The following is a 17,296-nucleotide window of genomic DNA, read 5'->3' as shown; positions in this document are numbered from 1 at the left end:
CCCGAACTCAGCAGTGAAACGATGCATCGCCGATGGTAGTGTGGGGTTTCCCCATGTGAGAGTAGGTCATCGTCAAGATTAAATTCCGAAACCCCTATCTGCGTATGCAGGTAGGGGTTTTGTTTTGTCCGCAGGAAAATCTCGCTTGTAGGGTTTCTATGCAACAGCCCAGGGCATGGATATCATGCGGGCCTCATTGTGAGGCGAGACTTGCATGCTGACGTTGTTAAAGCTTCTTAAGGATGGTCGATTCCATTCGGGCCAAGCCCTGGGTGCTGCCTTGGGCGTCAGTCGTAGCGCTGTATGGAAGCAACTTCAGCACCTGGAAGCTGAACTCGGTTTATCCATTCACAAAGTGCGCGGTCGCGGCTATCAATTGGCTGCGCCATTGACACTGCTTGATCCTGCGGAAATAAGCGCGCAGGCGCCTTCTTGTGAGTGGCCCATTCTAGTCTTCGACTCAATTGACTCCACCAACGCTGAAGCGTTGCGCGCTATCGAGCGTGGCCAGCCTGCGCCATTTCTGGTGCTCGCTGAGCGGCAAACGGCCGGTCGTGGACGGCGTGGGCGCAAATGGGTCAGCCCGTTCGCGGAAAACATCTATTACAGTCTGGTGCTGCGTATTGATGGTGGGATGCGGCAGCTGGAGGGCTTGAGTCTTGTTGTCGGGCTTGCCGTAATGCAGGCCTTGCGAGAGCTTGGTGTCTCGGGTGTGGGGTTGAAGTGGCCGAATGATGTTCTGGTGGGTCAGCAAAAGATTGCTGGAATACTGCTCGAGTTGGTGGGGGATCCTGCTGATGTGTGTCACGTGGTGATCGGTGTCGGAATAAATGTGAACATGCAGATGACCGATGAGGTTGATCAGCAATGGACGTCCATGCGCCTCGAGTCGGGTAAGGCAGTTGATCGCAATCATCTGGTTGCGGAGTTAGGGTTGATGCTCCAGGCCTATTTAAATCGCCACCAGGCCGGCGGATTTTCGGCTATCCAGGCGGAGTGGGAGCAAAATCATCTATGGCAGGGGCGGGCGGTATCGTTGATTGCCGGTGTGAGTCAGATAGATGGGGAGGTGCTGGGTATCGATAGTCAGGGTGCCTTGCGCTTGAAGGTGAATGGTGTGGAGAAGGTCTTTAGTGGTGGCGAGCTCAGCCTGAGGTTGCGTGATGATTCTTGAGCTCGATTGTGGAAACAGTTTCATCAAATGGCGTGTGCTCGGCGAGGATGTCCGGCGGGTGATTGGCGAGGGGGTCGTTGATACAGATCTCGCATTGCTGGAGAGCTTGAGAGGGCTCAAGGGGCTCGCTCTCATGCATTGTCGTTTGGTTAGTGTCAGAACCGCCGAAGAAACCAGTGCACTGATTTCTCTGTTGATCGAGGCTTTTGGCGTTTCCGTCGTGTGCGCGGCACCGGCTCGGGAGATGTCCGGGGTTCGAAATGGCTATGAGGAGTTCGAGCGGCTGGGGCTTGATCGCTGGCTTGCAGTGCTCGGAGGATTTCATCTGGCTTCGGGTGCTTGTCTGGTGCTCGACTTTGGTACGGCTGTTACGGCTGACTTTATTGCAGGAGATGGTGAGCATCTCGGTGGATTCATCTGTCCGGGGATGCCTTTGATGCGCAACCAGCTGCGTACCCATACCCGTAGAATTCGCTATGGAGATCTTGCTGCCGAGCGCGCTTTGGGGAGTCTTGTTCCTGGGCGTACAACCGTCGAGGCGGTCGAGCGAGGTTGTTTGCTAATGTTGAGAGGGTTTGTCCTGACTCAGCTAGAGTTGGCGCGCAGCTATTGGGGAGAAGATTTCGCAGTCTTCCTGACTGGAGGGGATGCTGATCTGGTCTCCGAGATTGTGCCCGAGGCCAGGGTGGTTCCAGACCTGGTATTTGTAGGTTTGGCGATGGCGTGTCCCTTGTCCTGAGGTATTTATGCGTTGGTTGTTCCTGCTGTTGCTTGTTCTCAATGTGTTCTATTACGTCTGGCACCAACAGGAGGCTCCGCTTCGCGCGAAGGATGTAACGCCCTTGAGTTTGTATCGCGGCTCGCAGCAGGATATTCGTTTGTTGAGCGAGGCGACGGATACGGCTCGAGACAAAGGAAAATCCACGCAGGCGGATAGCAGTTGTCTCTATCTGGGAGGTTCTGCTCGACAGGACGTCGCCCAGGTAATCGAGCGTCGATTGAGTGACATGGGTATCAGGTTTCAGTCCTTGCCGAAGGATCTCCCCGAATATGCTGGTTACTGGGTGCGCATAGCCCCGGAAAGCCGGCGTTTGCTGGATGACTCGCAGTTGCAAAACCTTTCTAAAGAATTCAATGAGTTAAAACATAAAATAATGCCGTGCGAGGGGGTTGCACCCGTCGAATAGTTTGCATAGAATGGCGCCCGCTTCGCAGTGAAGACCTTTAGCGGTCAGCAGTGTGAAGCGAGGTCAACACAGCTAACCTCAGGTTTTTAATGAGAAAATGCTTGACAGAAGGCTGGCATGATATAGAATGCCGGCTCGCTTAGGAGGGGTTCCCGAGCGGCCAAAGGGATCAGACTGTAAATCTGACGTCTACGACTTCGAAGGTTCGAATCCTTCCCCCTCCACCATTTTTAGCGAGAGCTGCAAGCTCCGCGGGTATAGTTTAGTGGTAGAACCTCAGCCTTCCAAGCTGATGATGCGGGTTCGATTCCCGCTACCCGCTCCAAGTTTGCAGGTCCTGCAAAGTGTTACGCTCTTGTAGCTCAGTTGGTAGAGCACACCCTTGGTAAGGGTGAGGTCAGCGGTTCAAATCCGCTCAAGAGCTCCATATAACAAGGCAGATATGAAAATATCTGCCTTTGTTTTAATGGCTGATAGTACTTGCTTAATTCTTCTGCTAGGGGTGATTTCGATGGCTAAGGAAAAGTTCGAACGTAACAAGCCGCACGTCAATGTTGGCACCATTGGTCACGTAGACCATGGCAAGACGACCTTGACCGCCGCTCTGACCCGCGTCTGCTCCGAAGTGTTCGGCTCGGCAAAGGTTGACTTCGACAAGATCGATAGCGCCCCAGAAGAAAAAGCTCGTGGTATCACCATTAACACTGCTCACGTTGAGTACGATTCGGCTGTGCGTCACTACGCACATGTTGACTGTCCAGGTCACGCCGACTACGTAAAAAACATGATTACCGGTGCTGCGCAGATGGATGGTGCGATTCTGGTTTGCTCGGCCGCTGATGGTCCGATGCCGCAAACCCGTGAGCACATCCTGCTGTCCCGTCAGGTTGGCGTTCCGTACATCGTTGTCTTCCTGAACAAGGCTGACATGGTTGACGACGCTGAGCTGCTGGAACTGGTTGAGATGGAAGTGCGCGATCTGCTGAGCACTTACGACTTCCCAGGTGACGACACTCCGATCATCATTGGTTCGGCGCTGATGGCGCTGAATGGGCAAGACGACAACGAGATGGGCACTACTGCTGTCAAGAAGTTGGTCGAGACTCTGGATAGCTATATTCCGCAGCCTGAGCGTGCTATCGATAAGCCGTTCCTGATGCCGATCGAGGATGTGTTCTCGATCTCCGGTCGCGGTACTGTTGTGACTGGTCGTGTTGAGCGTGGCATTGTCCGCATTCAGGAAGAAGTTGAGATTGTTGGTCTTCGTGACACTGTCAAAACTACTTGCACTGGTGTTGAAATGTTCCGCAAGCTGCTCGACGAAGGTCGTGCGGGTGAGAACTGCGGCGTTTTGCTGCGTGGTACCAAGCGTGATGATGTTGAGCGTGGCCAGGTTCTGGTCAAGCCCGGCACTGTCAAGCCGCATACCAAGTTCACTGCTGAGGTTTACGTTCTGAGCAAGGAAGAAGGCGGTCGTCACACTCCGTTCTTCAAGGGCTACCGTCCACAGTTCTACTTCCGTACAACTGACGTGACTGGTAACTGTGAGTTGCCAGAAGGTGTTGAAATGGTGATGCCGGGTGATAACGTTCAAATGACCGTTACCCTGATCAAAACCATCGCAATGGAAGATGGTCTGCGTTTCGCTATCCGTGAGGGCGGTCGTACCGTCGGCGCTGGTGTCGTAGCAAAAGTCATCGAGTAAGTTGTTGTAATGTCTTTTTCGGGCCGGCATAATGGTCGGCCTGATTTTGTTTTAGGTCAGTAGCTCAATTGGCAGAGCGACGGTCTCCAAAACCGTAGGTTGGGGGTTCGATTCCCTCCTGACCTGCCAGATTCACTTGGTGTGTCTGGCTTTCTTTTCACAGGATCTTCATAGATGACTCCTAAAGCTGAAGCTCAAGGCTCTCGCTTCGATCTGCTCAAGTGGCTAGTAGTAGTCGCTTTGGTGGTTGTTGGCGTTGTTGGCAATCAGTATTACTCTGCTTCGCCGATCCTGTACCGCGTACTTGCTTTGCTTGTCATTGCTGTTGTAGCTGCCTTTGTAGGCCTGCAGACAGTCAAGGGCAAGTCTTTCTTTGTACTGGTTAAGGAAGCTCGCACCGAGATTCGTAAAGTCGTATGGCCAACTCGCCAAGAAACCACGCAGACCACGCTGATTGTTGTGGCTGTTGTCCTGGTTATGGCGTTGCTGTTGTGGGGGCTTGATTCCCTGCTCGGCTGGCTTGTTTCCTTGATTGTCGGCTAAGGGTGTCCCGTGGCTAAGCGTTGGTACGTTGTGCATGCTTACTCCGGTTACGAGAAGCATGTCATGCGCTCGTTGGTAGAGCGCGTAAAGCTGGCTGGCATGGAAGATGGCTTTGGCGAAATTCTGGTTCCCACTGAAGAAGTGGTTGAAATGCGTAATGGCCAGAAACGCAAAAGCGAGCGCAAGTTCTTCCCAGGTTATGTGCTGGTCCAGATGGACATGAACGAGGGTACTTGGCACTTGGTCAAGGATACTCCTCGGGTGATGGGTTTCATTGGCGGTACTGCTGATAAGCCTGCGCCGATCACTGATAAAGAGGCAGAAGCGATTCTGCGTCGCGTTGCTGATGGTAGCGACAAGCCGAAGCCGAAGACGTTGTTCGAGCCGGGTGAGTCGGTACGTGTCAATGACGGGCCGTTTGCTGATTTTACTGGCACGGTTGAAGAAGTTAACTACGAGAAGAGCCGGATCCAAGTGGCAGTGCTCATTTTCGGTCGCTCTACTCCGGTAGAGCTAGAGTTCAGCCAGGTCGAAAAGGTCTAGCTGAGCAAGCATCCCAACCCCGCAGCCCTAGGCTGTGGGGTTTTGTCGTCACTGGGATAAACGCGCAAGTAACCGGGGAGCCTTACGAGGCGTTCGAACCCGTAATTGGAGTGCCTCATGGCCAAGAAGATTACCGCTTACATCAAGCTGCAAGTGAAGGCCGCTCAGGCTAACCCAAGTCCACCTGTTGGTCCTGCTCTGGGTCAGCACGGCGTGAACATCATGGAATTCTGCAAGGCTTTCAACGCCCGTACTCAGGGTATTGAGCCAGGTCTGCCGACTCCAGTGATCATCACTGTCTACAGCGACCGTAGCTTCACTTTCGAAACCAAATCCACGCCTGCTTCGGTTCTGCTGAAGAAGGCTGCTGGTCTGACTAGCGGTTCCGCTCGTCCGAACACCGTTAAGGTTGGCACCGTGACCCGTGCTCAGCTGGAAGAAATCGCGAAAACCAAAAACGCGGATCTGACTGCAGCTGATATGGAAGCAGCCGTGCGTACTATCGCCGGTTCTGCTCGTAGCATGGGCCTTAACGTGGAGGGTGTGTAATGGCTAAGTTGACCAAGCGTCAAAAGGCTATCGCCGGCAAAATCGAAGCAGGCAAGTCCTACAACTTTGTAGACGCTGCTGCTCTGCTGGCTGAGCTGTCGACTGTCAAGTTCAGCGAGTCGTTCGACGTTGCTGTGAACCTGGGTGTTGACCCGCGTAAATCCGACCAGGTCGTTCGTAGCGCTACCGTGCTGCCACACGGCACTGGCAAGACTGTTCGCGTTGCTGTGTTCACCCAGGGTCCAGCTGCCGAGGCTGCTCTGGCTGCCGGCGCTGACCGTGTAGGTATGGACGACCTGGCTGCCGAAATGAAAGGCGGCGACCTGAACTATGACGTAGTTATCGCATCCCCGGATGCCATGCGCGTTGTTGGTCAGTTGGGTCAGATCCTGGGCCCGCGCGGCCTGATGCCTAACCCTAAAGTCGGCACTGTAACTCCAGACGTAGCTACCGCGGTTAAAAACGCCAAGGCTGGTCAGGTTCGTTATCGCACCGACAAAAACGGCATCATCCACACCTCCGTTGGCAAAGTCGGCTTCGATGCCGTCAAGCTGAAGGAAAACGTTGAAGCCCTGATCGCTGATCTGAAGCGTATCAAGCCAGCTTCCTCGAAAGGTATTTACGTCAAGCGCGTTACCCTGAGCACCACCATGGGTCCAGGTCTGGTCATCGACCAAGGCTCGCTCGACGCGTAAGACACAGGTTGGCGCAAGCGATTGCGCCAATTGAAAGATTGGGGTCCCTGCCTGGCGGGGGCTATCCAAGACCGTAGGCGACGCAAGTCTTAAACCTCAAGCCTACGCAGATGGTGCTCCCGGTTCCTTACCGAATCAGACACCAAAACGACATCCGGCTTCGGTTGGATGAAACGGTAACAAGCAGGAGTTAAACCCGTGGCAATTAAACTCGAAGACAAGAAGGCCATCGTCGCTGAAGTCAACGAGGCTGCCAATGTTGCCCTGTCTGCTGTTGTGGCTGATGCCCGCGGCGTGACAGTTGGCGCTATGACCGGACTCCGTAAAGAGGCTCGTGAAGCTGGCGTTTACGTACGTGTTGTACGTAACACCCTGCTCAAGCGCGCCGTTGCTGGCACTCAATATGACGTGCTCAACGACGTGTTCACCGGCCCGACCTTGATTGCATTTTCGAAAGAACATCCGGGCGCTGCTGCTCGTATCTTCAAAGAATTCGCAAAAGGTCAGGATAAGTTCGAGATCAAGGCAGCTGCGTTCGAGGGCAAGTTCCTCGCAGCTAATCAGATCGACGTACTGGCAAGTCTGCCGACCCGTGACGAAGCAATTTCTCAGCTGATGAGCGTGATTCAAGGCGCAACCAGCAAATTGGCTCGTACTCTGGCGGCCCTTCGCGACCAGAAAGAAGCTGCTGCAGCCTAAGGCTGAGCGACTCCTTTCAGCGTTTATTGTTTATTTCGATGGCCGCGTAGGCTGTCACCCCAATACAGGAATTTATAGTCATGTCTCTGACTAACGACCAAATCATCGAAGCAATCGGCGAAAAATCCGTTCTGGAAATCGTTGAGCTGATCAAGGCCATGGAAGAGAAGTTCGGCGTTTCCGCTGCCGCTGCTTCCGCTGGTCCAGCTGCTGTTGCTGCCGTTGTTGAAGAACAAACTGAATTCAACGTCATGCTGACCGAAGCTGGCGAGAAGAAAGTTAACGTGATCAAGGCAGTACGTGAACTGACCGGTCTGGGCCTGAAAGAAGCCAAGGCTGTAGTTGACGGCGCTCCTGCCATGGTTCTGGAAGCTGTTTCGAAAGACGCAGCTGACAAAGCCAAAGCAACTCTGGAAGAAGCAGGCGCTAAAGTCGAGCTGAAGTAAGCATCGACTTTGCACCTCCAGCCCGAGCGTTAAGCGAAAGGCTGATGGCTGGTGGCTCTTGCCACCGGCCTTTTTCCGTTATTGGCAGCCGACTGGGTCGGTGCTGATAACGAGCTGTAACCACCCGATGCGGTGGCGCAAACCATGGGGTTTGCACGATTTTCTGGCTGCTCCCGTCGGGAGGGGCCAAACAAGCAGGTGACCAAGCTGGGGAACGCTGATGGCTTACTCATATACTGAGAAAAAACGTATCCGCAAGGACTTTAGCAAGTTGCCGGACGTCATGGATGTGCCGTACCTCCTGGCCATCCAGCTGGATTCGTATCGTGAATTCTTGCAAGCGGGAGCGACTAAAGATCAGTTCCGCGACGTGGGCCTGCATGCGGCCTTCAAATCCGTTTTCCCGATCATCAGCTACTCCGGCAATGCTGCGCTGGAGTACGTCGGTTATCGCCTGGGCGAACCGGCATTTGATGTCAAAGAATGCGTATTGCGCGGTGTAACTTACGCCGTACCTTTGCGGGTAAAAGTGCGCCTGATCATTTTCGACAAAGAATCGTCGAACAAAGCGATCAAGGACATCAAAGAGCAAGAAGTCTACATGGGTGAAATCCCCCTGATGACTGAAAACGGTACCTTCGTAATCAACGGTACCGAGCGTGTAATCGTTTCCCAGCTGCACCGTTCCCCGGGCGTGTTCTTCGACCACGACCGTGGCAAGACGCACAGCTCCGGCAAACTGCTGTACTCCGCGCGCATCATTCCTTACCGCGGTTCGTGGCTGGACTTCGAGTTCGACCCGAAAGACTGCGTGTTTGTGCGTATCGACCGCCGTCGCAAGTTGCCTGCATCGGTACTGCTGCGCGCGCTGGGCTATACCACTGAAGAAGTGCTGGACGCGTTCTACACCACCAACGTCTTCCACGTGCAAGGTGAAAACCTCAGCCTGGAACTGGTGCCTCAGCGCCTGCGTGGTGAAATTGCTGTCCTGGATATCCTGGATGACAAAGGCAAGGTTATTGTCGAGCAAGGTCGTCGTATCACTGCTCGCCACATCAACCAGCTGGAAAAAGCAGGGATCAAAGAGCTGCAAGTGCCTCTGGACTACGTCCTGGGTCGCACTACCGCCAAGGTCATCGTGCATCCGGCAACCGGCGAAATCCTGGCAGAGTGCAACACCGAGCTGAACACCGAGATCCTGGCGAAAATCGCCAAGGCTCAGGTTGTTCGCATCGAAACTCTGTACACCAACGATATCGACTGCGGTCCGTTCGTCTCCGACACTCTGAAGATCGACTCCACCAGCAACCAATTGGAAGCGCTGGTCGAGATCTATCGCATGATGCGTCCTGGCGAGCCGCCAACCAAAGACGCTGCCGAGACCCTGTTCAACAACCTGTTCTTCAGCCCTGAGCGCTATGACCTGTCTGCGGTCGGCCGGATGAAGTTCAACCGTCGTATCGGTCGTACCGAGATCGAAGGTTCGGGCGTGTTGTGCAAGGAAGACATCGTCGCGGTACTGAAGACTCTGGTCGACATCCGTAACGGTAAAGGCATCGTCGATGACATCGACCACCTGGGTAACCGTCGTGTTCGCTGCGTAGGCGAAATGGCCGAGAACCAGTTCCGCGTTGGCCTGGTACGTGTTGAGCGTGCGGTCAAAGAGCGTCTGTCGATGGCTGAAAGCGAAGGCCTGATGCCGCAAGACCTGATCAACGCCAAGCCAGTGGCTGCAGCGGTGAAAGAGTTCTTCGGTTCCAGCCAGCTTTCCCAGTTCATGGACCAGAACAACCCGCTGTCCGAGATCACCCACAAGCGTCGTGTTTCTGCACTCGGCCCTGGCGGTTTGACTCGTGAGCGTGCTGGCTTTGAAGTGCGTGACGTACACCCGACTCACTACGGTCGTGTATGCCCGATTGAAACGCCGGAAGGTCCGAACATCGGTCTGATCAACTCCTTGGCTGCCTATGCGCGCACCAACCAGTACGGCTTCCTCGAGAGCCCGTACCGTGTGGTGAAAGACGCTCTGGTCACCGACGAGATCGTGTTCCTGTCCGCCATCGAAGAAGCTGATCACGTGATCGCTCAGGCTTCGGCCACGATGAACGACAAGAAAGTCCTGATCGACGAGCTGGTAGCTGTTCGTCACTTGAACGAGTTCACCGTCAAGGCGCCGGAAGACGTCACCTTGATGGACGTATCGCCGAAGCAGGTAGTTTCGGTCGCAGCGTCTCTGATCCCGTTCCTCGAGCACGACGACGCCAACCGTGCGTTGATGGGTTCGAACATGCAGCGTCAAGCTGTACCAACCCTGCGCGCTGACAAGCCGCTGGTCGGTACCGGCATGGAGCGTAACGTAGCCCGTGACTCCGGCGTTTGCGTCGTGGCTCGTCGTGGCGGCGTGATCGACTCCGTCGACGCCAGCCGTATTGTGGTTCGTGTTGCTGATGATGAAGTTGAAACCGGCGAAGCTGGTGTCGACATCTACAACCTGACCAAGTACACCCGCTCCAACCAGAACACCTGCATCAACCAGCGTCCGCTGGTGAGCAAGGGTGATCGGGTTCAGCGCAGCGACATCATGGCCGACGGTCCGTCCACCGATATGGGTGAACTGGCTCTGGGTCAGAACATGCGTATCGCGTTCATGGCATGGAACGGCTTCAACTTCGAAGACTCCATCTGCCTGTCCGAGCGTGTTGTTCAGGAAGACCGTTTCACCACGATCCACATTCAGGAACTGACCTGTGTGGCGCGTGACACCAAGCTTGGGCCAGAGGAAATCACTGCAGACATCCCGAACGTGGGTGAAGCTGCGCTGAACAAACTGGACGAAGCCGGTATCGTTTACGTAGGTGCTGAAGTTGGCGCAGGCGACATCCTGGTTGGTAAGGTCACTCCGAAAGGCGAGACCCAACTGACTCCGGAAGAAAAACTGCTGCGTGCCATCTTCGGTGAAAAAGCCAGCGACGTTAAAGACACTTCCCTGCGTGTGCCTACCGGCACCAAGGGTACTGTCATCGACGTACAGGTCTTCACCCGTGACGGCGTTGAGCGTGATGCTCGTGCACTGTCGATCGAGAAGACTCAACTCGACGAGATCCGTAAGGATCTGAACGAAGAGTTCCGTATCGTTGAAGGCGCCACTTTCGAACGTCTGCGTTCCGCTCTGGTCGGCCACAAAGCCGAAGGCGGCGCCGGTCTGAAGAAAGGTCAGGAAATCACCGACGAAGTTCTCGACGGTCTTGAGCATGGTCAGTGGTTCAAACTGCGCATGGCTGAAGATGCTCTGAACGAGCAGCTCGAGAAGGCTCAGGCCTACATCGTTGATCGCCGCCGTCTGCTGGACGACAAGTTCGAAGACAAGAAGCGCAAACTGCAGCAGGGCGATGACCTGGCTCCAGGCGTGCTGAAAATCGTCAAGGTTTACCTGGCAATCCGTCGTCGCATCCAGCCGGGCGACAAGATGGCCGGTCGTCACGGTAACAAGGGTGTGGTCTCCGTGATCATGCCGGTTGAAGACATGCCGCACGATGCCAATGGCACCCCGGTCGACGTCGTCCTCAACCCGTTGGGCGTACCTTCGCGTATGAACGTTGGTCAGATCCTTGAAACCCACCTGGGCCTCGCGGCCAAAGGTCTGGGCGAGAAGATCAACCGGATGGTAGAAGAGCAGCGTAAAGTTGCTGAGCTTCGCACCTTCCTGGACGAGATCTACAACCAGATCGGCGGTCGTAACGAAGATCTGGATAGCTTCTCCGACCAGGAAATCCTGGATCTGGCGAAGAACCTGCGTGGCGGCGTACCAATGGCCACTCCAGTGTTCGACGGCGCCAAGGAAAGCGAAATCAAGGCCATGCTGAAACTGGCAGACCTGCCAGAAAGCGGCCAGATGCAGCTGACCGACGGCCGTACCGGCAACAAGTTCGAGCGCCCGGTTACTGTTGGCTACATGTACATGCTGAAGCTGAACCACTTGGTAGACGACAAGATGCACGCTCGTTCTACCGGTTCGTACAGCCTGGTTACCCAGCAGCCGCTGGGTGGTAAGGCACAGTTCGGTGGTCAGCGTTTCGGGGAGATGGAGGTCTGGGCACTGGAGGCATACGGTGCTGCTTACACTCTGCAAGAAATGCTCACAGTGAAGTCGGACGATGTGAACGGTCGGACCAAGATGTACAAAAACATCGTGGACGGCGATCACCGTATGGAGCCGGGCATGCCCGAGTCCTTCAACGTGTTGATCAAAGAAATTCGTTCCCTCGGCATCGATATCGATCTGGAAACCGAATAACACGTGACGCGAATCGAGAGCGGGGCAGGATTGCCCGCTCTCTGCTCCGCCAGGAGGAAAGGCCTTGAAAGACCTACTGAATTTGCTGAAAAACCAGGGTCAAGTCGAAGAGTTCGACGCCATCCGTATTGGATTGGCATCGCCTGAGATGATCCGTTCGTGGTCGTTCGGTGAAGTTAAAAAGCCGGAAACCATCAACTACCGTACGTTCAAACCTGAGCGTGACGGCCTGTTCTGCGCCAAGATCTTTGGCCCGGTAAAGGATTACGAGTGCCTGTGCGGTAAGTACAAGCGCTTGAAGCACCGTGGTGTGATCTGCGAGAAGTGCGGCGTTGAAGTCGCGCTGGCAAAAGTTCGTCGTGAGCGCATGGCGCACATCGAACTGGCCTCGCCAGTTGCCCACATCTGGTTCCTGAAATCGCTGCCGTCCCGTATCGGCTTGCTGATGGACATGACCCTGCGTGATATCGAACGTGTTCTCTACTTCGAGAGCTATGTCGTTATCGATCCGGGCATGACCACCCTTGAAAAGGGTCAGCTGCTCAACGACGAGCAGTACTTCGAAGCGCTGGAAGAGTTCGGTGACGATTTCGATGCCCGCATGGGTGCCGAAGCTGTCCGTGAACTGCTGCACGCTATCGACCTGGAGCACGAGATTGGTCGCCTGCGTGAAGAAATTCCGCAAACCAACTCCGAAACCAAGATCAAGAAGCTGTCCAAGCGTCTGAAGTTGATGGAGGCCTTCCAGGGTTCCGGCAACCTGCCAGAGTGGATGGTGCTGACCGTTCTGCCGGTTCTGCCGCCAGATCTGCGTCCACTGGTCCCGCTGGATGGCGGTCGCTTCGCGACTTCCGACCTCAACGATCTGTATCGTCGAGTGATCAACCGTAACAACCGCTTGAAGCGTCTGCTCGATCTGTCCGCTCCGGACATCATCGTGCGCAACGAAAAGCGTATGTTGCAGGAAGCTGTCGACGCACTGCTCGACAACGGTCGTCGTGGTCGCGCTATCACCGGTTCCAACAAGCGTCCTCTGAAATCCCTGGCTGACATGATCAAGGGTAAGCAGGGTCGTTTCCGTCAGAACTTGCTCGGTAAGCGTGTTGACTACTCCGGTCGTTCGGTAATTACCGTGGGTCCGACCCTGCGTCTGCACCAGTGCGGTCTGCCGAAGAAGATGGCTCTCGAGCTGTTCAAACCGTTCATTTTCGGCAAGCTGGAAATGCGTGGTCTTGCTACCACCATCAAAGCGGCCAAGAAGATGGTCGAGCGCGAGCTGCCAGAGGTTTGGGACGTTCTCGCTGAAGTGATTCGCGAACACCCGGTTCTCCTCAACCGTGCACCGACCCTTCACCGTCTGGGTATCCAGGCGTTTGAACCGGTACTGATCGAAGGTAAGGCTATCCAGCTGCACCCTCTGGTCTGTGCTGCGTACAACGCCGACTTCGACGGCGACCAAATGGCCGTGCACGTACCGCTGACACTGGAAGCCCAGTTGGAAGCGCGTGCGTTGATGATGTCGACCAACAACATTCTGTCGCCAGCCAACGGTGAGCCAATCATCGTTCCGTCGCAGGACGTTGTATTGGGTCTGTACTACATGACTCGTGAAGCGATCAACGCCAAGGGCGAAGGTCGTGTGTTCGCGGATCTGCAAGAAGTTGACCGTGTGTTCCGTGCCGGCGAAGCCGCACTGCACGCTAAAGTCAAAGTGCGGATCAACGAAACCGTCAACGATCGTGATGGCGGCAGCGTCAAGAACACCCGTATCGTCGACACCACTGTCGGCCGTGCGCTGTTGTTCCAGGTTGTTCCACCAGGCCTGTCGTACGACGTCGTCAACCAGCCGATGAAGAAAAAGGCGATCTCCAAGCTGATCAACCAGTGCTACCGCGTGGTTGGTTTGAAAGAGACCGTGATCTTCGCTGACCAGTTGATGTACACCGGTTTTGCTTATTCGACCATCTCCGGCGTTTCCATCGGTGTTAACGACTTCGTTATCCCGGATGAAAAAGCCCGCATCATCGGTGCAGCCACCGACGAAGTGAAAGAGATCGAAAGTCAGTACGCCTCCGGCCTGGTAACCCAGGGCGAGAAGTACAACAAAGTGATCGACCTTTGGTCCAAGGCGAACGACGAAGTTTCCAAGGCGATGATGGCCAACCTCTCGAAAGAGAAAGTCATCGACCGTCATGGCGTCGAAGTCGACCAAGAGTCTTTCAACTCGATGTACATGATGGCCGACTCGGGCGCACGGGGTTCTGCTGCGCAGATCCGTCAGCTCGCCGGTATGCGTGGCCTGATGGCCAAGCCGGACGGTTCCATCATCGAAACGCCGATTACAGCGAACTTCCGTGAAGGTTTGAGCGTACTTCAGTACTTCATCTCCACTCACGGTGCTCGTAAAGGTTTGGCGGATACCGCGTTGAAAACTGCGAACTCCGGTTACCTGACTCGTCGTCTGGTAGACGTGGCGCAGGATCTGGTTGTGACCGAGATCGATTGCGGCACCGAACATGGCCTGGTAATGACTCCGCACATTGAAGGCGGTGACGTTGTTGAGCCGTTGGGTGAGCGCGTATTGGGTCGTGTTATCGCCCGTGACGTATTCAAGCCAGGTACCGAGGAAATCATCGTTCCTGCCGGCACGCTGGTAGACGAGAAGTGGGTCGAGTTCATTGAGCTGAACAGCATCGACGAAGTGATTGTGCGTTCGCCGATCAGCTGCGAAACCCGCTACGGCATTTGCGCCAAGTGCTACGGCCGTGACTTGGCTCGTGGTCACCAGGTGAACATCGGTGAAGCGGTCGGCGTTATCGCTGCCCAGTCCATCGGTGAGCCGGGTACCCAGCTGACGATGCGTACGTTCCACATCGGTGGTGCGGCAAGCCGGACCTCCGCAGCCGACAGTGTTCAGGTGAAGAATGGCGGTACCGTCCGTCTGCATAACCTGAAGCATGTTGAGCGAGTGGATGGTTGCCTGGTTGCTGTGTCCCGTTCCGGTGAGCTGGCGATCGCTGATGACTTCGGTCGTGAGCGCGAGCGTTACAAGCTGCCGTACGGTGCTGTGATTTCGGTTAAAGAAGGTGACAAGGTCGACGCTGGCGCAATCGTGGCCAAGTGGGATCCGCACACTCACCCAATCGTTACCGAAATGAAGGGTACCGTGACCTACGTGGGCATGGAAGAAGGCATCACGATCAAGCGTCAGACTGACGAATTGACCGGTATGACCAACATTGAAGTGCTCGACGCCAAAGACCGTCCAGCTGCCGGTAAAGATATCCGTCCTGCTGTGAAGATGGTTGATGACAACGGTAAGGATCTCTTGCTGCCGGGTACCGACGTAATCGCTCAGTACTTCCTGCCTGCTAACGCCCTGGTCGGCGTAGCGGACGGCGCGAAAATCGCGATCGGTGATGTTATCGCTCGTATTCCGCAAGAGACTTCGAAGACCCGTGACATCACCGGTGGTCTGCCGCGTGTTGCCGACTTGTTCGAAGCCCGTCGTCCGAAAGAAGCCTCGATTCTGGCTGAAGTCAGCGGCACCATCGCGTTCGGTAAAGAGACCAAAGGCAAGCGCCGTCTGGTTATCACCCCGAACGACGGTAGCGATCCGTACGAAGAGCTGATTCCGAAGTGGCGTCACCTGAACGTCTTCGAAGGCGAACAGGTAAACCGCGGCGAAGTTATCTCCGACGGCCCGAGCGATCCACACGACATCCTGCGTCTGCTGGGTGTGAGTGCGCTGGCCAAGTACATCGTGAACGAGATCCAGGACGTTTATCGTCTGCAAGGCGTGAAGATCAACGATAAGCACATCGAGACCATCCTGCGTCAGATGCTGCGTAAAGTTGAAATCGCTGAATCCGGCGATTCCAGTTTCATCAAGGGCGACCAGATGGAATTGACTCACGTTCTGGTAGAGAACGAGCGTCTGGCTGGCGACGAGAAGTTCGTTTCCAAGTTCACTCGCGTATTGCTGGGTATCACCAAGGCGTCGTTGTCCACCGAATCGTTCATCTCGGCGGCTTCCTTCCAGGAAACCACTCGCGTACTGACCGAAGCAGCGGTAACCGGCAAGCGCGATTACCTGCGCGGCCTGAAAGAAAACGTAGTCGTGGGTCGTTTGATCCCGGCGGGTACCGGTCTGGCTTACCACAGCGAGCGCAAGCGCCGCCGTGATGCTGACAAACCGTTGCGCGTAAGCGCCAGTGAAGTGGAAGCTGCACTGACCGAAGCGCTGAACTCAAGCGGTAACTGAGTTCAGCGATAAATGAGCGTAAGGCCCTGGCCGTTCCGTTCATCGAATCGAGACAATTTGTCGAGGTTGGATGAGCGGGGAGGTCGGGGCCTTGCCTTGACTGGGGGCAAGATCCTCTTTAGACTCTTGTACCCCTAAATTTGGCGGGAATTCGTTCCTGCCATTTTGCTTTTCTTGCAAGACAATAGCGTCGCAAGACAACAGTGGAGCTAGTAGATGGCAACTATCAACCAGCTGGTACGTCAGCCGCGTAAGCGTATCGTCGAGAAATCCGACGTGCCTGCGCTGCAGAACTGCCCGCAACGTCGTGGCGTATGCACCCGTGTGTATACCACCACGCCGAAAAAACCTAACTCGGCACTGCGTAAAGTATGCCGTGTGCGTCTGACCAACGGTTTCGAGGTTTCCTCGTACATCGGCGGTGAAGGCCACAACCTGCAAGAGCACAGCGTGGTACTGATCCGCGGCGGTCGTGTAAAAGACTTGCCAGGTGTTCGTTACCACACCGTACGCGGTTCTTTGGATACTTCCGGCGTTAAAGGTCGTAACCAGGGTCGTTCGAAGTACGGTACCAAGAAGCCTAAGTAGTAGTGGCTTTTTGTAAAAACTGATTTTCTATTTTTCTGAGTCGATAAGAGTAAGGTCGGAGGCGTCCCGAAAGGGCACCGATTCCGAGCGAACCTGAAGACCGTTTGAGGGCTTATCCATGCCAAGAAGACGCGTAGCAGCCAAGCGCGAAGTGCTTGACGATCCAAAATACGGCAGCCAAATCCTGGCCAAGTTCATGAACCACGTTATGGAAAGCGGCAAGAAAGCCGTTGCCGAACGTATCGTTTATGGCGCGCTGGAAAAGGTTAAAGAACGCAAGAACAGCGATCCCCTGGAAATCTTCGAGAAAGCTCTCGACGCCATCGCTCCGCTGGTCGAAGTAAAGTCGCGCCGTGTAGGCGGTGCTACTTACCAGGTTCCGGTCGAAGTTCGTCCGTCCCGTCGTAACGCTCTGGCAATGCGCTGGTTGGTAGACTTCGCCCGTAAGCGCGGCGAGAAGTCTATGGCTCTGCGTTTGGCTGGCGAACTGTTGGACGCTGCCGAAGGCAAAGGTGCTGCAGTTAAGAAGCGTGAAGACGTGCACCGTATGGCTGAAGCCAACAAGGCTTTCTCGCACTACCGCTTCTAATTTTAGCGTCACTAATTTTG

At 55.1% G+C, this 17,296-nt stretch carries 14 protein-coding genes and 4 tRNA genes; all 18 read left to right on the top strand.

The genetic code is table 11. The features are described from left to right. The first annotated feature begins 214 nt into the window (after positions 1–214). The 18 genes from birA to rpsG all read left to right on the top strand — a co-directional run bounded on the left by birA (position 215) and on the right by rpsG (position 17,276). Positions 215–1,174 (top strand): bifunctional biotin--[acetyl-CoA-carboxylase] ligase/biotin operon repressor BirA, encoded by a 960-nt coding sequence (gene birA, locus KW837_RS24865; RefSeq protein ID WP_218398907.1) that lies wholly within the window; start codon positions 215–217, stop codon positions 1,172–1,174. Further along, on the top strand, positions 1,164–1,913 hold the full coding sequence (locus KW837_RS24860; RefSeq protein WP_218398906.1) for a pantothenate kinase: 750 nt from the start codon (positions 1,164–1,166) through the stop codon (positions 1,911–1,913). The genes birA and KW837_RS24860 overlap by 11 nt, the downstream gene beginning before the upstream one ends. Before the next feature lie 7 nt (positions 1,914–1,920). Further along, on the top strand, positions 1,921–2,361 hold the full coding sequence (locus KW837_RS24855) for a hypothetical protein (protein WP_218398905.1): 441 nt from the start codon (positions 1,921–1,923) through the stop codon (positions 2,359–2,361). 142 nt (positions 2,362–2,503) lie between these two features. After that, a tRNA-Tyr gene (locus KW837_RS24850) sits at positions 2,504–2,588 on the top strand. Positions 2,589–2,612: 24 nt separating this feature from the next. Then, positions 2,613–2,686, top strand: a tRNA-Gly gene (locus tag KW837_RS24845). Between the two features lie 26 nt (positions 2,687–2,712). Further along, positions 2,713–2,788 (top strand) — tRNA-Thr (locus tag KW837_RS24840). A gap of 84 nt (positions 2,789–2,872) precedes the next feature. Continuing rightward, positions 2,873–4,066: an elongation factor Tu gene (gene tuf / locus KW837_RS24835; RefSeq protein WP_007896619.1), complete on the top strand. Its 1,194-nt coding sequence runs from the start codon at positions 2,873–2,875 to the stop codon at positions 4,064–4,066. 53 nt (positions 4,067–4,119) lie between these two features. Next, a tRNA-Trp gene (locus KW837_RS24830) sits at positions 4,120–4,195 on the top strand. Positions 4,196–4,240: 45 nt separating this feature from the next. Then, positions 4,241–4,609 (top strand): preprotein translocase subunit SecE, encoded by a 369-nt coding sequence (gene secE / locus KW837_RS24825; protein ID WP_192345266.1) that lies wholly within the window; start codon positions 4,241–4,243, stop codon positions 4,607–4,609. 9 nt (positions 4,610–4,618) lie between these two features. Then, positions 4,619–5,152: a transcription termination/antitermination protein NusG gene (gene nusG, locus KW837_RS24820; RefSeq protein ID WP_007896622.1), complete on the top strand. Its 534-nt coding sequence runs from the start codon at positions 4,619–4,621 to the stop codon at positions 5,150–5,152. 117 nt (positions 5,153–5,269) lie between these two features. Then, positions 5,270–5,701: a 50S ribosomal protein L11 gene (gene rplK / locus KW837_RS24815; RefSeq protein ID WP_008008888.1), complete on the top strand. Its 432-nt coding sequence runs from the start codon at positions 5,270–5,272 to the stop codon at positions 5,699–5,701. Then, positions 5,701–6,396, top strand: a complete 696-nt coding sequence (gene rplA, locus KW837_RS24810) for a 50S ribosomal protein L1 (RefSeq protein WP_007896626.1) — start codon at positions 5,701–5,703, stop codon at positions 6,394–6,396. Before rplK ends, rplA begins: the two co-directional genes overlap by 1 nt. A 198-nt stretch (positions 6,397–6,594) precedes the next feature. Continuing rightward, positions 6,595–7,095 carry a 50S ribosomal protein L10 gene (gene rplJ, locus KW837_RS24805; protein WP_007896629.1) on the top strand — a complete coding sequence of 167 codons (501 nt, stop codon included), beginning with the start codon at positions 6,595–6,597 and terminating at the stop codon, positions 7,093–7,095. 80 nt (positions 7,096–7,175) lie between these two features. Then, positions 7,176–7,541 (top strand): 50S ribosomal protein L7/L12, encoded by a 366-nt coding sequence (gene rplL, locus KW837_RS24800; protein WP_008073881.1) that lies wholly within the window; start codon positions 7,176–7,178, stop codon positions 7,539–7,541. A 220-nt stretch (positions 7,542–7,761) separates the two neighbouring features. Further along, complete coding sequence (gene rpoB / locus KW837_RS24795; RefSeq protein WP_007896631.1) at positions 7,762–11,835, top strand: DNA-directed RNA polymerase subunit beta; 4,074 nt, start codon at positions 7,762–7,764, stop codon at positions 11,833–11,835. A 64-nt stretch (positions 11,836–11,899) separates the two neighbouring features. After that, positions 11,900–16,099: a DNA-directed RNA polymerase subunit beta' gene (gene rpoC, locus KW837_RS24790; protein ID WP_007896632.1), complete on the top strand. Its 4,200-nt coding sequence runs from the start codon at positions 11,900–11,902 to the stop codon at positions 16,097–16,099. A 216-nt stretch (positions 16,100–16,315) separates the two neighbouring features. Next, a complete protein-coding gene (gene rpsL, locus KW837_RS24785) occupies positions 16,316–16,687 on the top strand; it encodes a 30S ribosomal protein S12 (protein WP_002555494.1) in 372 nt (123 codons plus the stop codon). A gap of 118 nt (positions 16,688–16,805) precedes the next feature. Then, complete coding sequence (gene rpsG, locus KW837_RS24780) at positions 16,806–17,276, top strand: 30S ribosomal protein S7 (protein WP_002555493.1); 471 nt, start codon at positions 16,806–16,808, stop codon at positions 17,274–17,276. Positions 17,277–17,296: the final 20 nt, after the last annotated feature.

It is taken from the genome of Pseudomonas sp. PDM24, from assembly GCF_019218905.1.
Taxonomy (GTDB): Bacteria; Pseudomonadota; Gammaproteobacteria; order Pseudomonadales; family Pseudomonadaceae; genus Aquipseudomonas.
The sequence above is the reverse complement of the archived record's forward strand: the minus strand, read 5'-3'. Positions and strand labels throughout refer to the sequence as shown.

Bases quoted from the DNA above. Each gene is read 5' to 3' on its own strand.
- KW837_RS24855 (WP_218398905.1), top strand. From the start codon at position 1,921: ATGCGTTGGTTGTTCCTGCTGTTGCTTGTTCTCAATGTGTTCTATTAC.
- rpoB (WP_007896631.1), top strand. From the start codon at position 7,762: ATGGCTTACTCATATACTGAGAAAAAACGTATCCGCAAGGACTTTAGC.
- rpsL (WP_002555494.1), top strand. From the start codon at position 16,316: ATGGCAACTATCAACCAGCTGGTACGTCAGCCGCGTAAGCGTATCGTC.
- KW837_RS24860 (WP_218398906.1), top strand. From the start codon at position 1,164: ATGATTCTTGAGCTCGATTGTGGAAACAGTTTCATCAAATGGCGTGTG.
- rplA (WP_007896626.1), top strand. From the start codon at position 5,701: ATGGCTAAGTTGACCAAGCGTCAAAAGGCTATCGCCGGCAAAATCGAA.
- rpsG (WP_002555493.1), top strand. From the start codon at position 16,806: ATGCCAAGAAGACGCGTAGCAGCCAAGCGCGAAGTGCTTGACGATCCA.
- birA (WP_218398907.1), top strand. From the start codon at position 215: ATGCTGACGTTGTTAAAGCTTCTTAAGGATGGTCGATTCCATTCGGGC.
- rplK (WP_008008888.1), top strand. From the start codon at position 5,270: ATGGCCAAGAAGATTACCGCTTACATCAAGCTGCAAGTGAAGGCCGCT.
- tuf (WP_007896619.1), top strand. From the start codon at position 2,873: ATGGCTAAGGAAAAGTTCGAACGTAACAAGCCGCACGTCAATGTTGGC.
- rplL (WP_008073881.1), top strand. From the start codon at position 7,176: ATGTCTCTGACTAACGACCAAATCATCGAAGCAATCGGCGAAAAATCC.
- secE (WP_192345266.1), top strand. From the start codon at position 4,241: ATGACTCCTAAAGCTGAAGCTCAAGGCTCTCGCTTCGATCTGCTCAAG.